Annotated in this window: 21 protein-coding genes; 1 reads left to right on the forward strand and 20 read right to left on the reverse strand. The window is 54.9% G+C overall.

Going from position 1 to position 19,734, the window contains the following annotated elements; all coding sequences use genetic code 11:
* Positions 1 to 95: 95 nt before the first annotated feature.
* The 11 genes from EKA13_RS00245 to EKA13_RS00295 form a co-directional block, all read right to left on the reverse strand.
* Entirely contained in the window at positions 96 to 1,115 is a 1,020-nt protein-coding gene (locus EKA13_RS00245) for a prepilin-type N-terminal cleavage/methylation domain-containing protein (protein ID WP_223218645.1), read from the reverse strand.
* Positions 1,096 to 1,611, reverse strand: a complete 516-nt coding sequence (locus tag EKA13_RS00250) for a type II secretion system protein (protein ID WP_023111137.1) — start codon at positions 1,609 to 1,611, stop codon at positions 1,096 to 1,098. The genes EKA13_RS00245 and EKA13_RS00250 overlap by 20 nt, the downstream gene beginning before the upstream one ends.
* An 8-nt stretch (positions 1,612 to 1,619) precedes the next feature.
* A complete protein-coding gene (locus tag EKA13_RS00255) occupies positions 1,620 to 2,783 on the reverse strand; it encodes a type II secretion system F family protein (RefSeq protein ID WP_042858725.1) in 1,164 nt (387 codons plus the stop codon).
* Positions 2,784 to 2,793: 10 nt separating this feature from the next.
* On the reverse strand, positions 2,794 to 3,255 hold the full coding sequence (locus EKA13_RS00260; protein ID WP_019439016.1) for a type II secretion system protein: 462 nt from the start codon (positions 3,253 to 3,255) through the stop codon (positions 2,794 to 2,796).
* An 89-nt stretch (positions 3,256 to 3,344) separates the two neighbouring features.
* Positions 3,345 to 3,806, reverse strand: coding sequence for a type II secretion system protein (locus EKA13_RS00265; RefSeq protein WP_042858727.1), 462 nt, complete (start codon positions 3,804 to 3,806; stop codon positions 3,345 to 3,347).
* A gap of 31 nt (positions 3,807 to 3,837) precedes the next feature.
* Positions 3,838 to 5,595 (reverse strand): GspE/PulE family protein, encoded by a 1,758-nt coding sequence (locus tag EKA13_RS00270; RefSeq protein WP_042858729.1) that lies wholly within the window; start codon positions 5,593 to 5,595, stop codon positions 3,838 to 3,840.
* A 2-nt stretch (positions 5,596 to 5,597) separates the two neighbouring features.
* Positions 5,598 to 6,257 (reverse strand): hypothetical protein, encoded by a 660-nt coding sequence (locus tag EKA13_RS00275; RefSeq protein WP_058199393.1) that lies wholly within the window; start codon positions 6,255 to 6,257, stop codon positions 5,598 to 5,600.
* Positions 6,258 to 6,259: 2 nt separating this feature from the next.
* Entirely contained in the window at positions 6,260 to 6,736 is a 477-nt protein-coding gene (locus EKA13_RS00280) for a hypothetical protein (protein WP_042857806.1), read from the reverse strand.
* Positions 6,733 to 7,668 (reverse strand): hypothetical protein, encoded by a 936-nt coding sequence (locus EKA13_RS00285; protein WP_042857807.1) that lies wholly within the window; start codon positions 7,666 to 7,668, stop codon positions 6,733 to 6,735. The genes EKA13_RS00280 and EKA13_RS00285 overlap by 4 nt, the downstream gene beginning before the upstream one ends.
* Entirely contained in the window at positions 7,668 to 9,320 is a 1,653-nt protein-coding gene (locus EKA13_RS00290; protein ID WP_042857808.1) for a type II secretion system protein GspD, read from the reverse strand. The genes EKA13_RS00285 and EKA13_RS00290 overlap by 1 nt, the downstream gene beginning before the upstream one ends.
* Positions 9,321 to 9,333: 13 nt before the next feature.
* Positions 9,334 to 10,221, reverse strand: a complete 888-nt coding sequence (locus EKA13_RS00295; RefSeq protein ID WP_020190555.1) for a hypothetical protein — start codon at positions 10,219 to 10,221, stop codon at positions 9,334 to 9,336.
* Between the two features lie 127 nt (positions 10,222 to 10,348).
* On the opposite strand from EKA13_RS00295, the gene EKA13_RS00300 reads away from it, so the two are divergent.
* Positions 10,349 to 11,842 (forward strand): HD domain-containing protein, encoded by a 1,494-nt coding sequence (locus EKA13_RS00300; RefSeq protein WP_042854775.1) that lies wholly within the window; start codon positions 10,349 to 10,351, stop codon positions 11,840 to 11,842.
* Positions 11,843 to 11,884: 42 nt separating this feature from the next.
* Here the strand turns inward: EKA13_RS00300 and EKA13_RS00305 are convergent, their stop codons facing one another.
* The 9 genes from EKA13_RS00305 to EKA13_RS00345 form a co-directional block, all read right to left on the reverse strand.
* Complete coding sequence (locus EKA13_RS00305) at positions 11,885 to 12,358, reverse strand: hypothetical protein (protein ID WP_010792571.1); 474 nt, start codon at positions 12,356 to 12,358, stop codon at positions 11,885 to 11,887.
* Positions 12,359 to 12,363: 5 nt separating this feature from the next.
* On the reverse strand, positions 12,364 to 13,761 hold the full coding sequence (locus tag EKA13_RS00310; protein WP_010792572.1) for a helicase HerA domain-containing protein: 1,398 nt from the start codon (positions 13,759 to 13,761) through the stop codon (positions 12,364 to 12,366).
* Positions 13,725 to 14,414 (reverse strand): hypothetical protein, encoded by a 690-nt coding sequence (locus EKA13_RS00315; protein ID WP_010792573.1) that lies wholly within the window; start codon positions 14,412 to 14,414, stop codon positions 13,725 to 13,727. Before EKA13_RS00315 ends, EKA13_RS00310 begins: the two co-directional genes overlap by 37 nt.
* A gap of 47 nt (positions 14,415 to 14,461) precedes the next feature.
* Complete coding sequence (locus EKA13_RS00320) at positions 14,462 to 15,367, reverse strand: hypothetical protein (RefSeq protein WP_019484904.1); 906 nt, start codon at positions 15,365 to 15,367, stop codon at positions 14,462 to 14,464.
* Positions 15,361 to 16,161 carry a hypothetical protein gene (locus tag EKA13_RS00325; RefSeq protein ID WP_019484903.1) on the reverse strand — a complete coding sequence of 267 codons (801 nt, stop codon included), beginning with the start codon at positions 16,159 to 16,161 and terminating at the stop codon, positions 15,361 to 15,363. Before EKA13_RS00325 ends, EKA13_RS00320 begins: the two co-directional genes overlap by 7 nt.
* 155 nt (positions 16,162 to 16,316) lie before the next feature.
* Complete coding sequence (locus EKA13_RS00330) at positions 16,317 to 16,697, reverse strand: hypothetical protein (protein WP_019484902.1); 381 nt, start codon at positions 16,695 to 16,697, stop codon at positions 16,317 to 16,319.
* A 113-nt stretch (positions 16,698 to 16,810) separates the two neighbouring features.
* Positions 16,811 to 17,404, reverse strand: coding sequence for a hypothetical protein (locus EKA13_RS00335; protein WP_019484901.1), 594 nt, complete (start codon positions 17,402 to 17,404; stop codon positions 16,811 to 16,813).
* A gap of 98 nt (positions 17,405 to 17,502) precedes the next feature.
* Positions 17,503 to 18,273, reverse strand: coding sequence for a hypothetical protein (locus tag EKA13_RS00340; protein ID WP_019484900.1), 771 nt, complete (start codon positions 18,271 to 18,273; stop codon positions 17,503 to 17,505).
* Positions 18,274 to 18,346: 73 nt separating this feature from the next.
* Positions 18,347 to 19,612: a DUF3150 domain-containing protein gene (locus EKA13_RS00345; RefSeq protein ID WP_019484899.1), complete on the reverse strand. Its 1,266-nt coding sequence runs from the start codon at positions 19,610 to 19,612 to the stop codon at positions 18,347 to 18,349.
* Positions 19,613 to 19,734 lie beyond the last annotated feature (122 nt).

A 19,734-nucleotide genomic window follows, 5' to 3' on the forward strand; every position in this document is an offset into this window, starting at 1 on the left:
CGACCAACTGTCCGCGCCGTCAGGAGGCGCAGAGCAGTAGGTGCAGTCCGCGTTGCAGTTTTTGGTTGGCTTAGCAATAACGACTGAATATGGCATTAGGGGTAATAGCAGTAGACGTCGACAAGCGACTGAAGGTTGTTCCGCTCTACCTCAGAGCCAATGATATTGGTCGAAACGATCCAGTAGCTGCCGTAGTCGAGGAGCCGGTACTCGTAGCCGAAGGCTCCGTGGTTTACCTCTCCCTCCTGCCAGCCACCACGCATTGTTCCTGGGCGCAGAGATGCCCTTGCAGATCCTCCGCCAGGGCAAGCAGGCTTTATAACTCCGTCGCTGTGGCGGACAAGGTAGGTTCCCTTCTGCACGAAATTCGGGAGTAGATCGATGAGGTTGGCGTTACCGCGCTGACGCAGGGTTACGTTTTCAACCGAAAGGTTGGTCCCATTCTCGATGGCCACCTCACCGCCATAGGGCGTGCTGAGGATCAAGCGCCCTGCCTCAGTTCTTACTCGCGCATCCGCACCACCGTTGTTCAGATACATGTTCGAAACTTCATTGATCGAATTTCCCCCGAGCAACAACGGGGTCCGCATTCGATTCATCTCAGGGTCGCCGGTATAGACTCGAGAAAGCTTCGAGTTCAGTGCGGGCTCGCTGCCTGGAATCCCGATCGTTGAGCGGATGGTGTATGTCGATGCATTGCTGATCACTGTCCCAGGCAGGTTGTTCGCGACTACACCATCCCAATCTTGGGCAATGCTCTGTGTGATCGAGAAGGTGTTTGCATCGCAAGCAGGGGTAACTGCCTGGTTGTACTTGTTGGTAGCGCTGATGCCGGCCAGGGTTGGTGGTGAGGTGCTTTCAAGCACGCTCTTGGCATTGGCACAGCTGCTGGCCTGGCCTGGCCAGGAGCCATTCTGCATTCGGTATGAGCGCGCTGCGTCCAGAAAGGACTGGGTTTCCTGTGCAGTTAGGATTGCCCGCTTCTGGTTGAGCTGCTCCATGTACCTGGGCGTCGTATAGACGGCGATCAACGCCATCACGGCCAGCACAATCGCCAATTCAATCAGCGTGAAGCCTCCCATCGAGGCCTGGGAATTAGCGCGTCGTTTCTTCATGGAGGATTCGCTTCTGGTAAGTAACCCAGGCGGAAGAGGAACTCTGCACTGGCCTGGTTGTGATGATAATCCGGGTGTTCGCCCCGACGTTTTCAGTGGTATATCCACCGTAGTTGTCTTCCTTGAAAGGCAGGTCTACGGCGACGTAGCAGCGCTGTGAGTCGAACTTGACGAGGATGTTTGAGCCAAGCGGGTTGGTAGCTGGCAAGCGGTAATCGGCACTCAACAGGTTCTGAAGATCCGCTGTTTTCGACCAGTTGGTAAGAGATCCATAGGTATGGGTGACCTTTAGGTTCGCCCCGACGGTCGAGGACACGGCTTTTGTCCTTGCGATCTCGCAGACAGGAATCAGGTTCCTTGCCTGCTCAATCGAGGAGTTGATCTTGCCTTGCTGATACTTCTCCATAGCGCCTGGAAGGAGCGCAACGGTCATGACCGCTACAATTACCAGGCAGACGGCTAGCTCGATGAGGGTGAAGCCGCGAGAGCGAACCATAGCCACAGTCACCGCATGGCCGACGCGAGGTTAATGATGGGCAGATAAAAGCCGATCGCGAACATCATGATGGTCAGGAGCATCATCGAAAAACCGATGACCGATGACATCTGGGCCACCTTCTCCGAATGCCGAAGGTAGTAGGCCTTTAGAGCATCAGCCATATTGCTCAGCACGTTGTCGCGCCCAGCTGGTGACTGGTTGTCGAAACCCTGGAGGTTCTGAGTAATCAGAGGGGGCCACTCGGGGTTGTCGAAGACGTCGGATAGCTCTCGACCCTCGACCAGGCGTGCGTGCGCTTCTTGATAGAGAGCATGTGCACGGCCTCGGGAACGTTGCATCATGAACTTGAAACTTTGGGGGTTGGTGAAGCCGCTGCTGAGCAGTAGCTGGTACGTCTGAACAAACTCCAGGCCCATCCTCACCTTGTTCCTTTCATTCAGGAACGAGAAGCCAGGCAGGTTCCTCACCATTTCCCATACTCGAGCGCGGAACACGTAGATCCCGGCACCGATTCCAAGCAGGACGTAGAGGTACTCGGTGTAGACCGTGTGCAGAAGCAAGATCAACTGGCTCAGGGAATTCAGCTGCAGGTCGAGACGCTGTACATGGATAAAGTCGTGGATAGTGCCGCCTGCCCATAGCGGAATCCCGATGATAAAGCCAAGACCAAAGCATGCGTTGATCATGGCTTTCTTCATCAGAGCAGAGAACTCTTTCTTGGCTGCCAGACGCTCTGCGATTGCTTTAGAGGCCCTATTCAGAGCATCAGGCAATCGCCCTGTCTTGTCACCGGCCTCAGCCAGGAGGACCGCGGTTTCGTCGAATCGAAGAAGCGACAGGTACTCTTTTGGGGTTTGACAGGAGTCGATTTGTGCAAATGTGATCTTCAGTGCTTTGTAGTTCACTGACTCCTGGACCGCCTTGCCGAAGGTCTTGCCTGAAGAAATCTTCGAAGCAATGGCAGACAACATAAGGACCTGCTCGACAAGGGGAAACTTCTTGTCGAACAAGGCCGATTTGATACCCCCAAGGTGGTCGACAGCAACGCTATGGATGACCGACTCGGGGATGCCGGACATGGCAATGGCCTGCTCTTTGGTTTCCGCCTCAACACCGACGGAAACCACACCACCCGATTCACCTAGATACTTCAGTTGGTAGTAGGCCATGGCCAATCCCTTAGTTGCAGCGGTACGCCACGGTCACTTTGGTGTTACCGGTCGCGGTTGCAGAGTTCTTCACGATGTTGTTGCTCTGGTTCAGAGCGGATGCTAGGTCGGCAGCGGCGCTGGTGTCGGTGCTGTCGATGGTGTAGCTGATGGTCACCTGGTTGCTGGTGACAGCATCAACGGTCCAGGCTGTGTTCCAGACAGTCAGATCGGGCAGGCCGCGTTCCTTCAGCTTGGCTGCAGTGATGGTGGTCGTGCTGCAGGTGTTGGTGCGGCTCACCTGCCGGGCGATTGCACCTGGGAAGTCTTTCTGCAGCTGAGTGATCGCAGTGCTCAGCTTGGAGTCTTCACGCGCCTTGAGCATGCCCGGCAGGAAGAAGGCAGTCAGGATTGCGATGACCCCCAGCACAATGGCCAGTTCGATCAGGGTAAAACCCTTCTGGCGATTACCTTTGGTACTACGTTCGATCATGGATCGTTCCTTTTGTGTGAGTTTCAAGCTTGCTGTTGTGCAACCAAGACCGCGTGCCGACTTGTCAAGCAGCAGTCAGGCTCGACTACTTAGTTGCAGCGGTATGCCACTGTCACCTTGGTGTTGCCCGTCGCTGTTGCGGAGTTCTTCACGATGTTGTTGCTTTGGTTCAATGCTGTTGCGAGGTCCGCAGCAGCATTGGTGTCAGTGCTGTCGATGGTGTAGCTGATGGTCACCTGGTTGCTGGTGACAGCATCAACGGTCCAGGCTGTGTTCCAGACAGTCAAATCGGGCAGGCCGCGTTCCTTCAGCTTGGCTGCAGTGATGGTGGTCGTGCTGCAGGTGTTGGTGCGGCTCACCTGCCGGGCGATTGCACCGGGGAAGTCTTTCTGCAGCTGAGTGATCGCAGTGCTCAGCTTGGAGTCTTCACGCGCCTTGAGCATGCCCGGCAGGAAGAAGGCAGTCAGGATCGCGATGACCCCCAGCACGATGGCCAGCTCGATCAGGGTGAAGCCCTTCTGGCGAATACGCTTGGTTTTACGTTCGATCATTGATCTATTCCTTTCTCTGTTTTCCTGGCGGTTAAAGCTGTGCAACTAAGGACGAAGTGCCGGATTCGCGGACGGGGCGAAAACCCGCTTTCTCCTGACGATTCTTCGGGGCACCGACTCGGTCGGAGAGGTACGGCCGTAGCTCTTTCTCGAGCTGCTCGAACCCAATCACACCTTCGAACACCAAGCGCAAACCATCGTCCCAGAGGTCCTTGAAGGTCCCTTCTGCGATTTGGGAGCGTCTCAGTAAGCTGGGGGAGATTCCATTCAAAATGGCCTCCTGAATTTCCGGCGTAAGCTCGAGCACCTCGATAACACCGCGCCGCCCTTTCAAGCCGCCAGATTGATGCGATCCGTTGTTACACACCTGACAACCTTTGGGGTTTGCTCGATAAAGCTTGAGTTCACCGTTGCCACCAAACACCGGGTTCGAGCCATACAAGGCGAAGCGCTTTTCATCAGATCTGAAGAGGTATTCGACTCTGCAGTTCTTGCAGAGGCTGCGTACCAGTCGCTGGGCCATGATGGCTTGCGTATTGGTAGCGATGATGTCTGTCGGAATGTCCATTCGGCCGAGGCGATCCAGCGACTCGTGGGCATTGTTTGTGTGCAAGGTGGTCAAGACCAGGTGACCAGTTTGGCCGGCTTTGAAAGCGTACTCGGCGGTTTCGTTGTCGCGGATCTCGCCAAGTAAGATCACGTCGGGGTCTTGTCGTAGCAACGCTCGGAGAGCGGTAGCAAACGACAAGTGCTTACCGCATTCGGTATGCGACATGCCCTCATGCTGGATCTCCACCGGCTCTTCGATGGTGTGGTAGTTCCGGTTCGGGTCCTGGCCATAGATGTCCAGGAGCATCGCATTGAGAGTTGTGGTCTTACCTGAGCCAGTAGGGCCTGTAACGATGATCAAGCCATTGGGGGCCTCACCCAACCGACGGAGCAGCGCCTTGTTTTCGGCTGACATGCCCAGTCTGTCCAGGTTGGCCAAACTCGTGTCGTTGCCCAATAGACGAACCACGACCTTGGGGGTACTCTCCGAGCCCTTGGTGACAGGAAGCGTGCTAACCCGCAGGTTGATTTTCTTATGGGTCGAGACCGCGAAATCAAACTTCCCATCCTGGGCTGCGTTCAGTTCCAGGGTAAGGCCGCAGTTGTTCTCGATGATCACGCGGCAAATGGCCTCGTGAATTTTGGACGTGTAGAGCTTGCGAGTCAGAAGTTCGCCGTCGATTCGCAACCGGACTTGAACCTGATCTCCTTGTGTAGGCTGAAGGTGGATATCCGAGGCGTTGAGCTTTGCCGCCTCGCGCACCAGGTCTTCCACACGCTGTGTTGCGCGGGCCTTTAGCTGCTCGCTGTCATGGACCGCGCTATCATCATCTTCAGTTTCGATGGCCTTGATCGCTTCCAAGCGGGTCAGGCTAACCACACCAACCTTTGGCTGGTGGATGCTGTGGGTCCTGGCGAACCCTGTGGCACGCTCGTGCATCCGTTTGTGGAAAGGATTGGCCATAAAGATGGTGTTGCCGTAAATGAACCATGGCTCCCCTTCAGGGCCCTGAGTAATCGAGAGCCCTTCCTCCATCTCGAAGAACACTTCACGGCCGAGCGCCTTGCCGATCGCATGGGCAACTGCTTCGTCGTCCTTGCAGACGCGGAGGATATCGGGAACAACCTGCTCGATGACTTCGGATACTGGCTGCGTATCTGCTTGCTGTTGCGTGATTTTCCCCGCCTCAACCAGATTCCGTAGGATCTTTCGTTGAATCCCCTGGATGTTATTGCTCATGGTCAGTCGTCCGCATAGCGTTTGGATTTGGTCCAATCGATTACCAGTTCCCGAGTGCCGTCAGGACCTTTGAAAACAGCCTTGTCGAGTCCAAATCGCTGCAGTGTGTAGTCGTTGACCTTTTCGCCATTGCGTACGATTCGGCGCCCTTGGCTGGTCATTACTACGATCGAGTCAGCCCGAACCTCGAGGAGCGCCAGAAAGTGTTTGGCCTTGTCTTCATCGTCGTCGGGGACGTTTTTCTGAGAGGAGCCAGGCTGGCCTGGACCGCCTGGACCACCCTGGCCATTTGGTCCGCTCATCCCCAACGTAGGCTGGTCGAGCATGAACGGTGCGGCATTGGGGATGACTGGATTTTGACCGAACGGGAGGTCAGCTTTATCGGGTTTACTGCCTGCCTTGCGCACCTCTTTACCCAAAGTTGCGATATCTGTTACACCCAATGGAGAGCCACTTTCGTCCACAATGAAGCCGGCATCCGACATTTTCTTGTAGGAGTCAGCCATTTCAGCCTGAAGTTTCAGCTGATCGCGCTTGTACTCCATGTCTCCAATCTTCCGACTGCGGTCACGATGAGTGTCTGCATCGTCCGCATCTGCAAGAGCATAGATAGGGAGCACAAATTGAGCTGCCATAAGAGTGCCGATGACAAAATTTTTCATAATCAGGTACCCACGACTACAAAGTTAAGTTTCATCACTCCGTTCGCAATGGAGTAATCGTAGAGATATAGGGGAATCTCCTTTTGAAGCGACCGTACACTTGATATCACCACCTGCGGATCGCCTATTACTTGGCCCGGCCAGCCTTTCAGCGGGCCTGAATAAGTATTCCCCATCTCCGAAGAATTGTTCACGTCGAAGGTTTCGAACTTGAGCCCATCGAGTTCAAATGATGCGGTAGCCTTTTTCCAAGAGCTCACGAGTTTCGGAAGCTTTTCAAGCTCTGTATACCGCTGAACGTCTTGTCTTGAGGTCTCAATTACTGCATCGATCTGATCGAAGTCTCTAGGGAGAGTGCGGCTCTCCCCCATGGTCATGCTGAATCGAACGGCACCAACTGCCACGGCTGCAATGACAATTAACATCAGGTTCGAAAAGCCAAAGGTTGAAATTGACAGTTTTGATCGCTTGATAATCATTGGTTGTCGCTCCCGCCAATTTCTGAAGAGTCAATTCGAATGACGTAATTCAGGTGGGGAGTGAACTCCGAAACTATGCCTCGGACTTTATCCGCCGGATCGAATGGCAAGTATTTGCTAGTTGCGAATCGGTGCAATGTCGTGAACCCGACATGAGTTTCACCATCAGGTGAAGTTTCAAGGTTGCTATCGTAAGCAACTAGCTCACTGATCTTGCCGAGCTCAGCAGAGTTGTCCGGCCACTTATCAAGTCGTTCACGCAGCAGTTCGCCGATCTTGCTGTCTAACTCATCTCTTTGAATTTGCTTGGTTTTATATACCGCCATGTCCGCGTTATACAGCGTGTACATGCCGTAGTTATATACAAGTGTAGCGATCAGCATCAGGCCGCATATGCTTGCGACCATATACCAGCGCTTGGTTTGATCGTGCCTTTGCTTTTCGAATAGTTCTTGTCGGGTATATGCCGGGCTGGCGGGCAACACCAGATCAAGATTGTCAAGATTAATGCGAGACGCATTTGTGAGGTCGTAGTCCATCCACTCAGGGATGAAATTATCTACAAACTCAGAAGAGCTCAGAATGCTCGAAGGCTTATGGAGATCCGTACTAGAGTCCAACCGCAGATAAAGCCCGCGGTCAGGTCCCATTGGGAAAATAATAACCTCGTTCCCCAAAGGAACGAGGTTGTTGGCGAACAGGAGCTGCCAGAGTCCATACACGTTAATGCCCGGGTACGACTCCCGCATCGACTTTAGTTCATCTTCGTCGATGTAGATCGCTGGCCGGCCGTCTTCGCGTGGCCCCTCAATGATGGTATACACCTCCGACTCGCGGGAGCTGCTGAGCGCCTGCGAGCCGATGGAGTCACGGCAGATGATGACCTCTTCGCCACCAATCTGGATTGGTACGCCAAGAAGCAACTGATTCATTAGAGAGCACCCTCCACCAATGTGGGGGTGACCACCAGGACCAACTCACGTCTGTCGAGCTGATTGTTGATGTCCTGGGTGAGAGGGTTCAGCACTGCTTTGGTGACCAGATTCTGCCAAGGCAAATGGCGGAGAGCTTGGTTCATCTTTTTGGTGATGAGGCCGCCGAGGTGTACTGCACGACCAGAACTGGTAATAAGCTGGGTGCTGAACTCCTTGAGATTCACACGAGGAGTTTCGAACTGGAAATCACCGATGGCGATCGTGTCGTTGCCACTCAGGTTCGATATCACCGGCCAGATATCAACCAGGAGTTGGTCGTTATCGAGCACCCGCACAGTCACGCTAAGGGTCACGCCGACTTTCAAGCGGCCCAATTTCGGGGTAACGGTTACGTTGCCCGACTCGTCTTGGGATTGCTCGACGTCAACAATGTAGGTGAGTTCTTCGCCCGCATAGATCTGGGCTGGGACACCATTCCGGACCGTAATGTTGGGCTGGTCGTTGAGTTCAACTCGACCGAAGGTTTCCAGGAATCGGATCAGAACGTCGGCTTTGACATGCTCAGATTCGTAGGTTCCTTGGACATTCCAGAAAGGATCGGTGGTTTCAGTCTTCGTGTTGAAGAAATGAAGTCCCAGCGGATTACCGTTTACTGTGCTCTTAACAAGGAGATCCCAGTCGATCCCTTTCTGCTTGTCGTTGTTGAGGATGACGTCGTAGGCCTCAACTTGCACGTTCACAATTTTGGTGGCTTCGCCGATCGCTCGCTTCAGGAAGCGGTCGAGGATTTTCATTTTAGAGGGCTTGCCGCCGGCGGTGATAATGCCAACGGAGCGAATCCCCTCGATGTAGGGCTCAATTTCTTCGCTCGAGGTCAGGAGACCGAAATCTGCTGGCGAGGGCGCATCGAAGTTCAAACCACTCGTCATGCCGTTATTGCTGCTGCCGTTGTTGTTTCCACCAACAGCCGCACTAGATGCACCTGCAGAACCCTGTGTGCGACCACGGCTACCTTTATCAGACTCTTTCTCGGCACCGATAATCGTCCGAGCGCCTTCCATCACTTTCAGCCATTCATCTTCCGAGAGTTGAAGGCCGATGGTTGTGCCAGTCGAGACGTTGGAATCCTGTTGGTTGTTGGAGTCGTCGTCGCCTGCTTTAGCCCCCCGAGTCTGAGTGGATGCGATGACGTTGTTGACGTTCCGGGTCGACGCGAAAGTGGCCAGGTTCCATTCTCGGGTTTCGAAATCGCTAACGATTACTCTCTTGCCTACGATCTCGATGTTCAGGTCCCGGGTCCCTTCGATGTATTCGATGAAATCTGCAAGGGTCATCCCAGCAGCAGCTACATCGATTGGATCGTTGAGGTTGACCTTGCCCTTCGGAATGATCGCGTACCCAGGCAGCGTGTCTTGCAGCACGCTTCGAAGCGGCTTGCTCTGTGCAGTTAGGAAGATCGGTCGGGCTTTCGCGATATCTTCAGTCCTGATCTCGCGTACGAAAGTGTTACCCCGGGCAGCCTGAAGAGCATCTTTCGCTTCGGGGCGCAGGGGGGCATTTTTCGCTTCTTCGGAAATGTCGAAGCTGCTGGTACATCCCAACAGGCCGGTGGCAACCAGCAGAGCCAGGGCAATGGATTTCATCTTCATGGGTGTGGCTGCCTTAGTTCGGGCGGTCGGTGATCAGGATCATGGGGGAGGGATTTCCCTGTTCGTCAGTCAGGTCCCAGAAATACTGGTAGCGAACACGGGCGTCCCGGACGGAAGCTGTGAGCTTGCGCAGGGCGATGTCACGGGCGTCAGTGGAAATGAACTCGTAGCGGCGGGTCTCAAGCTCAGGCTTGTTGTAGAAGGCCGTTTTCACACGCCAACCGACCGGCATGATCCCTTCCACAATCTCCTTCAGAGTTGCCCCTTGGTATTCGGCCTCTACCGGTTCGTTGATGACCACGGTCGGGTCTACCCGCTCCAGGGTCACCCGTTTGCGAGCAGCTGTTTCGATCATCTCCGCGTTGTTCTCGGCCAGCATGAGAAGCTGTTTGCTTTCTGTGCGGATCTGTTCGATGTCCGTCAGCTGTGCGACCTGTACCTGATCAGCCTTCGACTGCGCCGCTCGGTTCAGTTCCAGGGCTTTTCGAATCTCGGCTTCTTGGGCCAGCAGATCCTGCTTACGCTTTGCAGCAGCCTCGATCGCCGTCTTCTGCGCAGCGATGAGGTTGCGTTCTGCTTCGCTACGTGCGGCAGTCAGGGCCTGGCGGTTTCGTTCCAGGTCTTCGAGAGTTTTCCTGTATTGCCGTTCGGTCTCTGTTTCTTCTACCGAGGCAACGGGGTTATCGATCGACAGGTCGATCATTGCCGCAGGTGCTGCAGGCGTTTGCGTGGACCGCTTGTAGTCGATGGGCTGCATCACCTGCTGCGCCCTGCCGGCTTCATAGGTGCGATCGAACGGTGAGAGGGTTTCGCTCCGCGCGAGGTGGGAATCATCAAAGGCGGAAGCGTAGGCGCCCTGGCTCAGGAGGCTGACGCCCAGGATGAGGATCGTTTTTTTCACTGCGGAGTCCCATAGAGGCTTCTGTTACCTCAATAGTGGGAAGGCAGTGCTCCAAATCCGGGGTTTGGTTGGAAAAACTTTTTCAAAACCTGCATCGTGATCTAGTGTTCACCACGTTGAGATAGTCATGTCCGCTTCTACACCGAAGGTCAAAGCCTCATCTGGGGTTGTTGCCCTGATCGTCATGATTGCAGTTGTCATCTTGGGCTATGCGGCTTACTTAGAATCCACGCATAAGGCATTGGACTTTCAGGCTGAAGCCCTGTCGCCCCACTTCTACATGTTCAAGCCTCATGCTGTGGTTCAGCTCATCGCATCTGGTGGTTACGTGGGGACGCTAGTTGCCGTCCTGGTAGAAGTGCTGCACTGCATTTTCGCGGCCGCTATGGTCTACACCATTGCCAGGGTTGCAGCTTCCCGGTATTTCCGCCCGCGGAACACTCCGACTGAAGCCACTGCGGTGAGCGCCGATCCCTACGAGTACGAATGCTCAATTCCAGGGTCAACCATGATGATCCTGCTCAGGAACAACAAGGACCCGCGAACCGGAGAGGAAATTGGAGGGGTAACAGACCTCAACCCCTACAACCAACGCTTCTTCCGATGCAACCGAAAACAGGTAGCTCTGAGTCGGGAGCCGTCGACGCCCATTGAACACCTCGAACTGGCCGTGCATGAGTTACTAGCTGCTCATCCCACAGTCCCAGCCAGCGTCGGCGCTCACCATGCCGATGCCACGCTACGCGAGCATTCCCTCGCCATCGCCAAAGAGGTCTTGTCCTATCTGAAGCGCCAGAATGTGCAAGAACCTCTCGCTTATCTCGCTGGGCTGTCTCATGACTTGGATAAGTTATTGGCATATGCCGAGAAGGCGCCTGGCCAGTGGGTTAAGAACAAGGACGCAACACACCACAACACCTACAGCGCTTACATCGTGCGTCAGATGCCTGAGTTCGCGAAGCTCCAGCCGGAGGATCAGAACGTGCTCACCCTTGCGCTGCGCTACTACCACCATCCTGCAATGCTTCCGGTTTCTTCTGGCCCGCGAGTTGAGAAGTTGGTCCAAGCGCTGAGACACGCTGACGGTTTCGTGATCCGTGCAGAGAAGCAAGATGGTATTCGCGCAGCCAAGGAAAGCTCCCAGACTGAGGAACTGATCAGGGAGGCCATCCTGAAATTTGTCGGCGAAGCCAACATCAACAAGTTCCGGGCAACTGGAGAAGCAGAGGGTTGGACGAAGGACGCTATGGAGTTCGTCATCATTCCGATGTCACGAATCCTTGAGTCGATCGGCTCACATTTGCCGCTGGAGTTGAGCCGTCAGCTGCAGATGGGAGTTGATACCCGTACCTTCACCCACCCTGCTATTCCGGTGATGCTGGAGACCCTCGAGGGTATGGGGCTTTTGCTCCATAGCTACAATCATCATGACAGCCCATCGGGCCTGTTTGATGTGAAGATTGGAGTGATCAATTTCAATGCCTGCGTATTGCTAGACAAGGAAACCCTGCAAGAGCTTCTGCCCGGGGTTGTCGACCGTTGGGGTATGGCGAACTACAAAATTCAAGTTCGTCGCCCCACTCGAGATGGCGGCGCAGAAGAGGAATCGGGCGGTGATTGACCGCCCGATTTAGCATGCGAAACTCAAATCACTTGATGCTGCTCATTCGGTCCCGAGAATGCGAAGGGCAGCCTCAGTACGAATCGTCCTCTCCGCTCTGTCCTCATGGCCGAGGTTGTTCCAGCAGGCATACGCCTCCGGATAATGCGCCTGCCGTTCTGAGAGTCGGCACATAGTGACCTTGTACTCGTCTCCCGAAAGGTATTCTTTTGCGAACTGAGCCAGCGTCTGGTCTCTCCCGGTCTCCCAGAGGAGAGAAATCACAGTGTCGATTGCGATTTTCCTGCTCTCTCCGTTGAGCCCCCAGAACTGGATTTTCAGATCGCCCTTGTCCGTTCTATAGACGTACTTGGAAAGGAGCTGCTCTGCCTCCTGGTACTGCCCTCGTTGAACAGCCTGCTGAGCCCCGAGTATAAGGCTGCGGTCCTGAATGTCCGCCGCGGTGACCGGGAGTATGGTTTTGCCTCCAGTGCACCCAGTCAGGGTTAGGCAAAGAAGCAGAGCATATTTCTTCATCCCTACTACTCCTTGAAGTGGGTTACTAGAGTGAAGGCGTCCCCTGCACTGAAGAGTACGTTCTGCCGGTTCTGCAGTTGCTTCAGAAGCGAAGGCTTGACCCCGAACATCCGACTTACTTCACCGTAAGTCGTCTCTGGGGTCTTGAGGAGGAAGTAGGTTGAGACGTTTTTCAGGAGGTCCGGAGTGACCTGGTCAGGCTGCTGAACCCCAGCCCAAACACCTACACCGTATCCGCGTCCCTCGGTCGCAATTCGGTTCACTGGACTCAGCGGCGAGGACGAAATTTGTTTGACGTGCTTCCCTTCGTCCGCGATCAGGATGTGGCTGGGGTACTCGGGATTGAAGAGACCAGACCTTCGAGTATCCATCACTCCCATTGCAAAGACACGACTTGCCACAATACGCATGATGATCTGCTGGTGTTCAGACGAGATATCTGTCAGGACGTATCGGTTGATTTTGCCCGCCTGCGATTTTGAAGGGTTACCGGTGAATAGACGGGATTTCACCATGCCTTGGATGATGCTGCGCAAGCCAAAAAGGGAATCCTTGGACCAGAACTCCCAGAACGTTCCATTGCCAGTGGACTTGTTCTGCAGCGCCTGAAAATCCAGATGCTTTTTGGCGTAGCCATGCAGGACTCCTTCCAAGTCATCAAGGATCTCGTTGACCTTGTCCTCGATCTCTAAAGGATCTTTGCCATCCGCCTTCATCTTGACGATGGCCTTCTCCGCCTTCGACTTGGCCTGGCCATAAGCTTTCATGATGTCGGATACCGACCCCGAATCCATGCTGGCAGAGATGGAGTTGAACACGAGATCGATTTCATCAAGGACCTGATCTAAGGTCGGGGAAGGCCTGATCCAGGACTCAATGTCGTCCTGGGAAATTCCGGCTTTGCGGTACACCTCGTTCAGAATCTCTTCGAGGTAGTCCAATTGCCGCTTGCCGGTATTCGGTGCAAAAACCTTAACCAACTGCTTCATGCCTTCGACTGTCATCAGTACCCCACCCCCCTCTTTCGTCCTCGGGACTTGGAGTGGGTTGAGGGAGCTGCCTCCCTCGAAGTAGTTGAAGGTGATGTCGTTGAAGTCTTCCGGCCGAACCAGGTGGCTGAGACCAGCCTTTTCGAAACTCTCGTAGGAGAAGTCGCCTTTGATGTCCAGGACGTGGAATGTCATGCCACGGCTGTAGACGCGCGCAAGTAGATTTTGAATCGTATGCGATTTGCCTGCGCCGCTTGCCCCTTCGAAGAGGACGTTAAAGTTGCTGGACTTTGCCAGCACCCAGTCCACGGTTTGGCCACGGCTGTCGCTCCCGATCCTGATGGGATCATAGTGAGTGAGTCCAGCAATGGCCTGACTCAGCGCTGTAGGTTGGGATGGTGCAGCTTGATACATTTGATTCCCTCGAGGAATTTCAGGTCCGAGGCGATGCCCTCAGGCAGGGCAGAGTCTTGGGAAAGCCGGTGATATGGAAACTTGCATGAGGAGCATTCGAGCTCTTCTTCCTGAAGCTTCACGGAGTTGCCAGTGGTGTCGGCGATAACAGCGATGGCCTCATCTCCACCACACTCGCACTCGACGGCAAGCCCTCCTTTACTGAGCTTTACTGGACGATCGTCGAACGTACCCTTCACCTTTGCGGCAGGCGTAGCGTTCGGTGCCAGAGTGAATAGCCACTCCTGCCAGTCTTCGTCATGCAGCTTCCCGATCTCTTCGCCCTTCTGCTTGACGTCTATTGCGTGAAGGATGTGTGCGAGCTCGTGAGGGATTGCTTCGTCCACCATCGTCTGCATGTCCTGCTGCAGATACAGGGGCTGAATGCGGAGTACGGCTATGCCGTGCGCCTCCCCACTGATCATCATCACATCCAAAGCGGATGACGTTGGGTCAGTCATTGAGGGGTCGAAACGAAGGTCCAGCCAGATCCTTTCAGCTGGGAAGTCGACGTTGGTCAGCAGCCGGTTAATTTCCTTCGCAGCGAAGAGCTCGCGTGGGTATTCGGCGTTGTGCTGTTTGATGCGGGCGAAAATGGGGATTTGGGCATTCATACCCCAATAGTGGGAGTTGAGTGCCCTATTCCGCCTCGAGGACCGAGTTAGGAGTTTTTAAACATGTCAGCGATGCGGTTCCACTCCGTAAATTCGCCGGCGTTCCCGTCCTTGATCAACCGGTCCATCTGAGCGATAGGAGCAGAGTCCTGGATGAACTCGATGACATCTCTCGAGCCCTTCCAGCGTTGCATACCAACGGCGTAGATTGCCTTTCTGCAACGCTCCAGTCTCACTGGATCAGGTTCATCCTCAGCCATACCACGATCATCGTCTTGCGTTCGCTGGGGGGCAGCTACGTTGTCCGATTTCGCATGCGAAACTGGGAAAGGATTGCTCGCCAGGTTGGTAGAGCTTGCAGGCGCTTTCAGCAGCTGGAGGATGGCCACATCAGTGAATGTTGGATAGATCAGCTTGGCGTAACCAAGGCAGTAAAATTGCAGATGGATCACATCGTCATCCGATAGCCCAACCTGGATGGTCAGCGTACCTACTGCTTCTGAGTCGAACTCTGTTGCAGTAAGCATCCGGGCGAACTGGCCGTCCTGAAGAGTGAAGCCCTGGAGTCGTTTGGGAGATGCGCTGGCACGAACTATTTCGTACTCCAACCGCGGCTGCTGTTCAGAGAGCCATCGGTATAACTCACGTACCGCGCCGAGCCCAAGGTTGAGACTGAGCTTGTCCGGGTCATCATTCAGTAGGTACCTGCCCTTCGCCTTATGGGAGAAGGTGAGGCGGAGTGCTGTGTGCACACTAATCGCCTCGCCGGCGGAATTCACGTCGTTTCGGATGTAGATCGCAGCGTTGAGAGCGTTATTGCTAAACACCTGATGAGCAGCCAGGTACTTCCCCTTGGCCGGCATCTTCGGGTTGGCGGGGGTATACACCCAGCCAGAATCTGACGGCCGCCCTTTGAGATACTGTGTGTGCTCGGCCTTGAAGTCGATCAGCATGAAGCCCCCCTTTTCATGAAGCGCCGACGGTGGAACACGATGAGGAACAGCGCACCAGCAATCCAGACCGTATGGGCGATTCCGCAAAGCTTGTAGAACAGTTCTCGAACCTCATGATGGACCCGGGTGCCGCCCGCGCTATCAATCACGATTCGTGCCTCTCCCTTGTCCAGGTAGTAGAGCACAGCAGCGACGCCATCATCCGAGAGGTCGTTGAACACACCGAAACCATGTCCTTGAGGGAATGGCTTGGGGTTAGCCCTGAAAAAGGAATCCACCCCCCTCAATTGCTCCCTAAGTTCGGGTTTGAAGGCCCCATCCTCGAATGCGGTGCCCCGCCAGCAGATCACTTTTGCTTGCTCACATTTGGGGGCGAAGGTCTCTGTAGAGGCTTCAACCAGGTTGTAGTTCGTCCAAGCGATATCCTTTGCCCAGAGAGGAAGAACACGGTTCACGAGGACGAGGTGGAAAACGGCAGTGGTGAGGCAAACACTGATCATTGCTACCAAGATCAGGGTACGGTCCATTGTTCTCCATCGAGTGCGGGAAACCCTGATCGCCAGGCCGAAGATACCCAGTGCCGCAACTCCTGCGGTGATGAACTGAGGATTCGTACCTTCATTCAGCAGAAGGTCGGCCAGGTCGAATGTCAATTCCAGTTTTACGAATGTCCAGGCGAGCAGAAGCGCTCCGCAAGTGCCTACGGCACGCAGAGTTGGTCGGATGGATAGGAAGGCTGCAAGGAATGAAACGAAGTAGATTAGGGTGTGATCGAGGTCAGCAAGATCGAGCATGGTAGGGCTTCCAAATGGGATGCCCTAGAGGTTACCGGCAAGGCCTTGGCCTTCCAGTGAAAACGGGGGGCTGAGCGCCAGGGGGCTGATTCTCAGCCCCCTTCAGCGTGACCAGGTCCACGCGCGCCCTAGGCCGCTCCGATCTGCCGCGGAAATTACCGCAACAGCCGAACGCAGGCATCGAAGTCCCACAGCGAAGTGAGTACGTCGACTTTCTGGACGCCGCCCATAAAAGCTTTGAAGAAGGAATCATCGGCAAAGAGAACCAGCACGTGGTTCCCCGGATTCGCCATTTCGTCCGCAGGACTGAAAGCGTAATAACCCATGCCAGGAAACAGCCCCTGCAGCTTCTGGTTCCAGCGCTCGATGTGATCGCGAACGAGTTCAAGCGGCATTGAGTCTGGGAACATCAACTTGGGCGCTGTGTGGCGGGCTATGTTGCCTTCCACCCCTTTGGGGAAATGGCTCTCGAGTGTGAGCCCAGAATTCCCGAAGGATTTCAGCAGGTCGTAGGCTCTGTTCGATACACCGTTCATGATTCACCTCTCGATTTCGGTAAAGGGCGGACGCCACCTCCAAACGCCCTCGTCGAGGATGCTTGGAGGTGACGTCCGCCCTCCCCTAAGGGAGAGGCGGTGTCACTTCAGGCTTAGAACATCCGCAGCATTGCGGTAACCAATCCTTCGACGGTTACTCCCACGGACCAGCCGATACCAGCCATGAACAGATACCAGCCGAGAGCGCGAGCGCTACGACTGGATGCGTCATGGTCGGTGTACATATGGAAGAATTCGCGGTCACCGAGGTTGGCTTCGCCAACAATCAGTTCCGCTTCCTCTTCCTTCTTGGAGATCCCCAGGGCCAACTTAGCGTCGTAATCGATCGCCATGGCATCCCGGGGCAAAGGACGACCTTCGTTTGCTCCCATTGCCCACAGAACCACAAAGTGGCCGTTTGCAGGGTTGAAGATCTTCACCAGCTTTTTACGGCTGACGATCCCTGTGTTCTTGTTCTCCGATTTGATGTGCTGCCAGCCCAACCGAACAATCGACTGGCCTGCATCCTCCCGAGGGAGGCTGAAGACTTTGCCGAATGTCACGCCGTTTGCAGGTGGTCGCGCGGCGAAGTGCTCCTGGACCGGCCTCGGGTCAAAGACCTTCACCAGTTTCCAGACAGCACCAGCCAGTTTCAGAACAACCACATCGGCAACAGCAGTCAGCTTTGCTTTCAGAACATGAGTCATGATGTTTCTCCTCTGGGAGCCGGTGCCCAGTTCGCACACTCGAAGGTGGCTGAATGAATTTTCAGGCCCCGCCGGCGCAGGGGTCTGTTCGCAGTGAGTTACTCGTCGCAATCAAAGCCATCGTTTTCCATGTCTCGCATGAGCGAGTTGGAAACCGGTTTCTCTTCTTTTGCTTTCCGTGCCGCTGCACGCTTCTCCCGCATCTGGTCCCGTTTGGTCAGCCTGCGGATCGTTTCACCCGTTCGGGAGTTATCGATGAAGTCGTGCTGCGTCATGACCTGCAGGAAGGCCTGCAGGCATGCATACGGATCTTCATCCTCATCCATCATGCGCAGCCGGATGGCGAGCACATGGACGGAGTTGATGATGAGCCAGCAGCAGGGGTCAGTGAACACCGGTTCAAGAGCATCCCTCGCAGAGGTCAGCACGAACTGGCGATTGAGTTCCCAGATCATCGAGCCTCGTTTTCCGAAAACTCGACTCCCCTTGAACGGCTTGCCTACTCGGCGGTACTGGTATCCGAGCTCGTCGGTTTGCCACTTGCCATCTTTGATGACCGGTGCCATTCCAAGAGCCTTCTCCAGGCGCTCGATCGTGGAATTGTCTGAACGGGTATCCGACGTCGAAAGTGCATCCGACAAATCATCATCCTCATCCAGTTCTTTCACGCCAGGCAAATAACCGGAGGAGGACCAGAGGGCCTTCCTGTCGATTACCAGCCTAGTTGGGGCCTTTCGAACTGCTTTGGGTTTCTCAACTGCGGTTGGTTGATTGATGGCTACTCCAAACAAATCCACCGGTGCATCCGCCTCCGAGGAGGGTTGAATGGGGTTGGACAGCATGGGTTCGCCAAAGAGATCGACTTGCATAGTGCGCTCCATAGGGCGCACCACTCCCCTGACGGGGTGTGGTGGCCCGTCAGGGGTGGGAGGGAGGTATTGCTTAGAGGAACAGCGCGAAGTTCTGCGACAGAGCCGGCTTCGGCTCTTCTTGCACAACAGGCGTGGACTCAACCGCGTCCGGGACCGTGGTGTCGTCCTCTTCGTCGGTAGCTTGTGCCACTACAACCGGAGTTGCCGTGGTTTGAGCTACAGCTGCTGCAGGTGCAGCAGCGCCAGCCTGAACAGTGCTCACAACCGAAGTTGCAGGCATTGACGCCGTGGCCGCCGAAGCGGTTGAAGCAGGCTGGTTCGAAGTTGCTTGCTGAGCTTGCCCAAGGTTGGCTTGAGCAGTCGCAAGAGCTTGCTGTGCGGTGTTGCTCGCAGCAGCAGTGGTTGCTACCTGGATCAGGGGTTGGCCGTTCTTCAAGCGGTCCCAAACGATGGTCTGGTCGCGCAGAGACTTCAGGCATTCCCGCAGATTTTGGAATTCACCACCAGTGAGAAAACCATTAGCCGGCACCTTGTCCATTTCGCTTTTCAGGGCGTCATGGAGGGGACGGATAAGCGGGTGAATGAAAGCCAGGGAGTTCAGCTTCACACACATCGCTTGAGCACGACGGACAGTTCGGGGGTTAACCTTCACTTCGCCCGATTGGCTCCCGGTTGTCTTCTTGTCGAGGGTCTCCAGGATCTCCATGGACTCTTTGCAGACGTGTTGAATGACTGCTCCGAGGACACCCTCCCGCAAAGCAACAACGCTGTCGCGTTGCGCTTCATACAGGTCCGCATCGAACTCGCCATCCTCCATTGTTACCGGAGTGACGACAAACTCGAATTTGAACCGTGCGGCTACCTCTTCCCAAGTTGGTTGGCGCTTACGAAGGTGTTCGGCCAGCAGCATTACCTGGGCAGAGTCGGCACCTTTTGCAATTGCCTTCTGGCTCATCTCCAGCAGGTGCTTGTCGCACATTGCCTGATAGCCAGGTTCATCTTTAGCGAGTTGCTGAGCCCACTCCTCCTTGATCTTGTTCAGCTCACGGATCTTGATGACCGCTTCGCTGCGGCTCATCACTGCCCCAATGGAGCACATGATGGAACCGTCTTGCTTCAGGAGGGTTTCGCCGTTTTCACGGAGCCGGGCGTAGTTACGGAGAAAGTCTTTCGGGAAGATCTTCTCAGTCACCAGCTTACGGATCTCATCGTGCAACTCTTCAACCTTGATATTCAGCACGTCGAGATCGATCTGACGATCGGCCGCCATTGCGGAAACCAGCAGGTTGATTACTACTACTTTGTTGTCATTTGCAGCGCTGATTACTTGAGTCATCGGTATTTCCTCGCACCCGCCGCGCACGGGGCATTGAGATGTACACCCGGGCGCGGAGCCGGGTGGTTTGAGATCAATGACCTCGAACAACAACCCGGCAGTCAGCCGGATTGTTGGTCCAG

This window comes from Pseudomonas defluvii (genome assembly GCF_001695625.1).
Lineage (GTDB): Bacteria > Pseudomonadota > Gammaproteobacteria > Pseudomonadales > Pseudomonadaceae > Aquipseudomonas > Aquipseudomonas defluvii.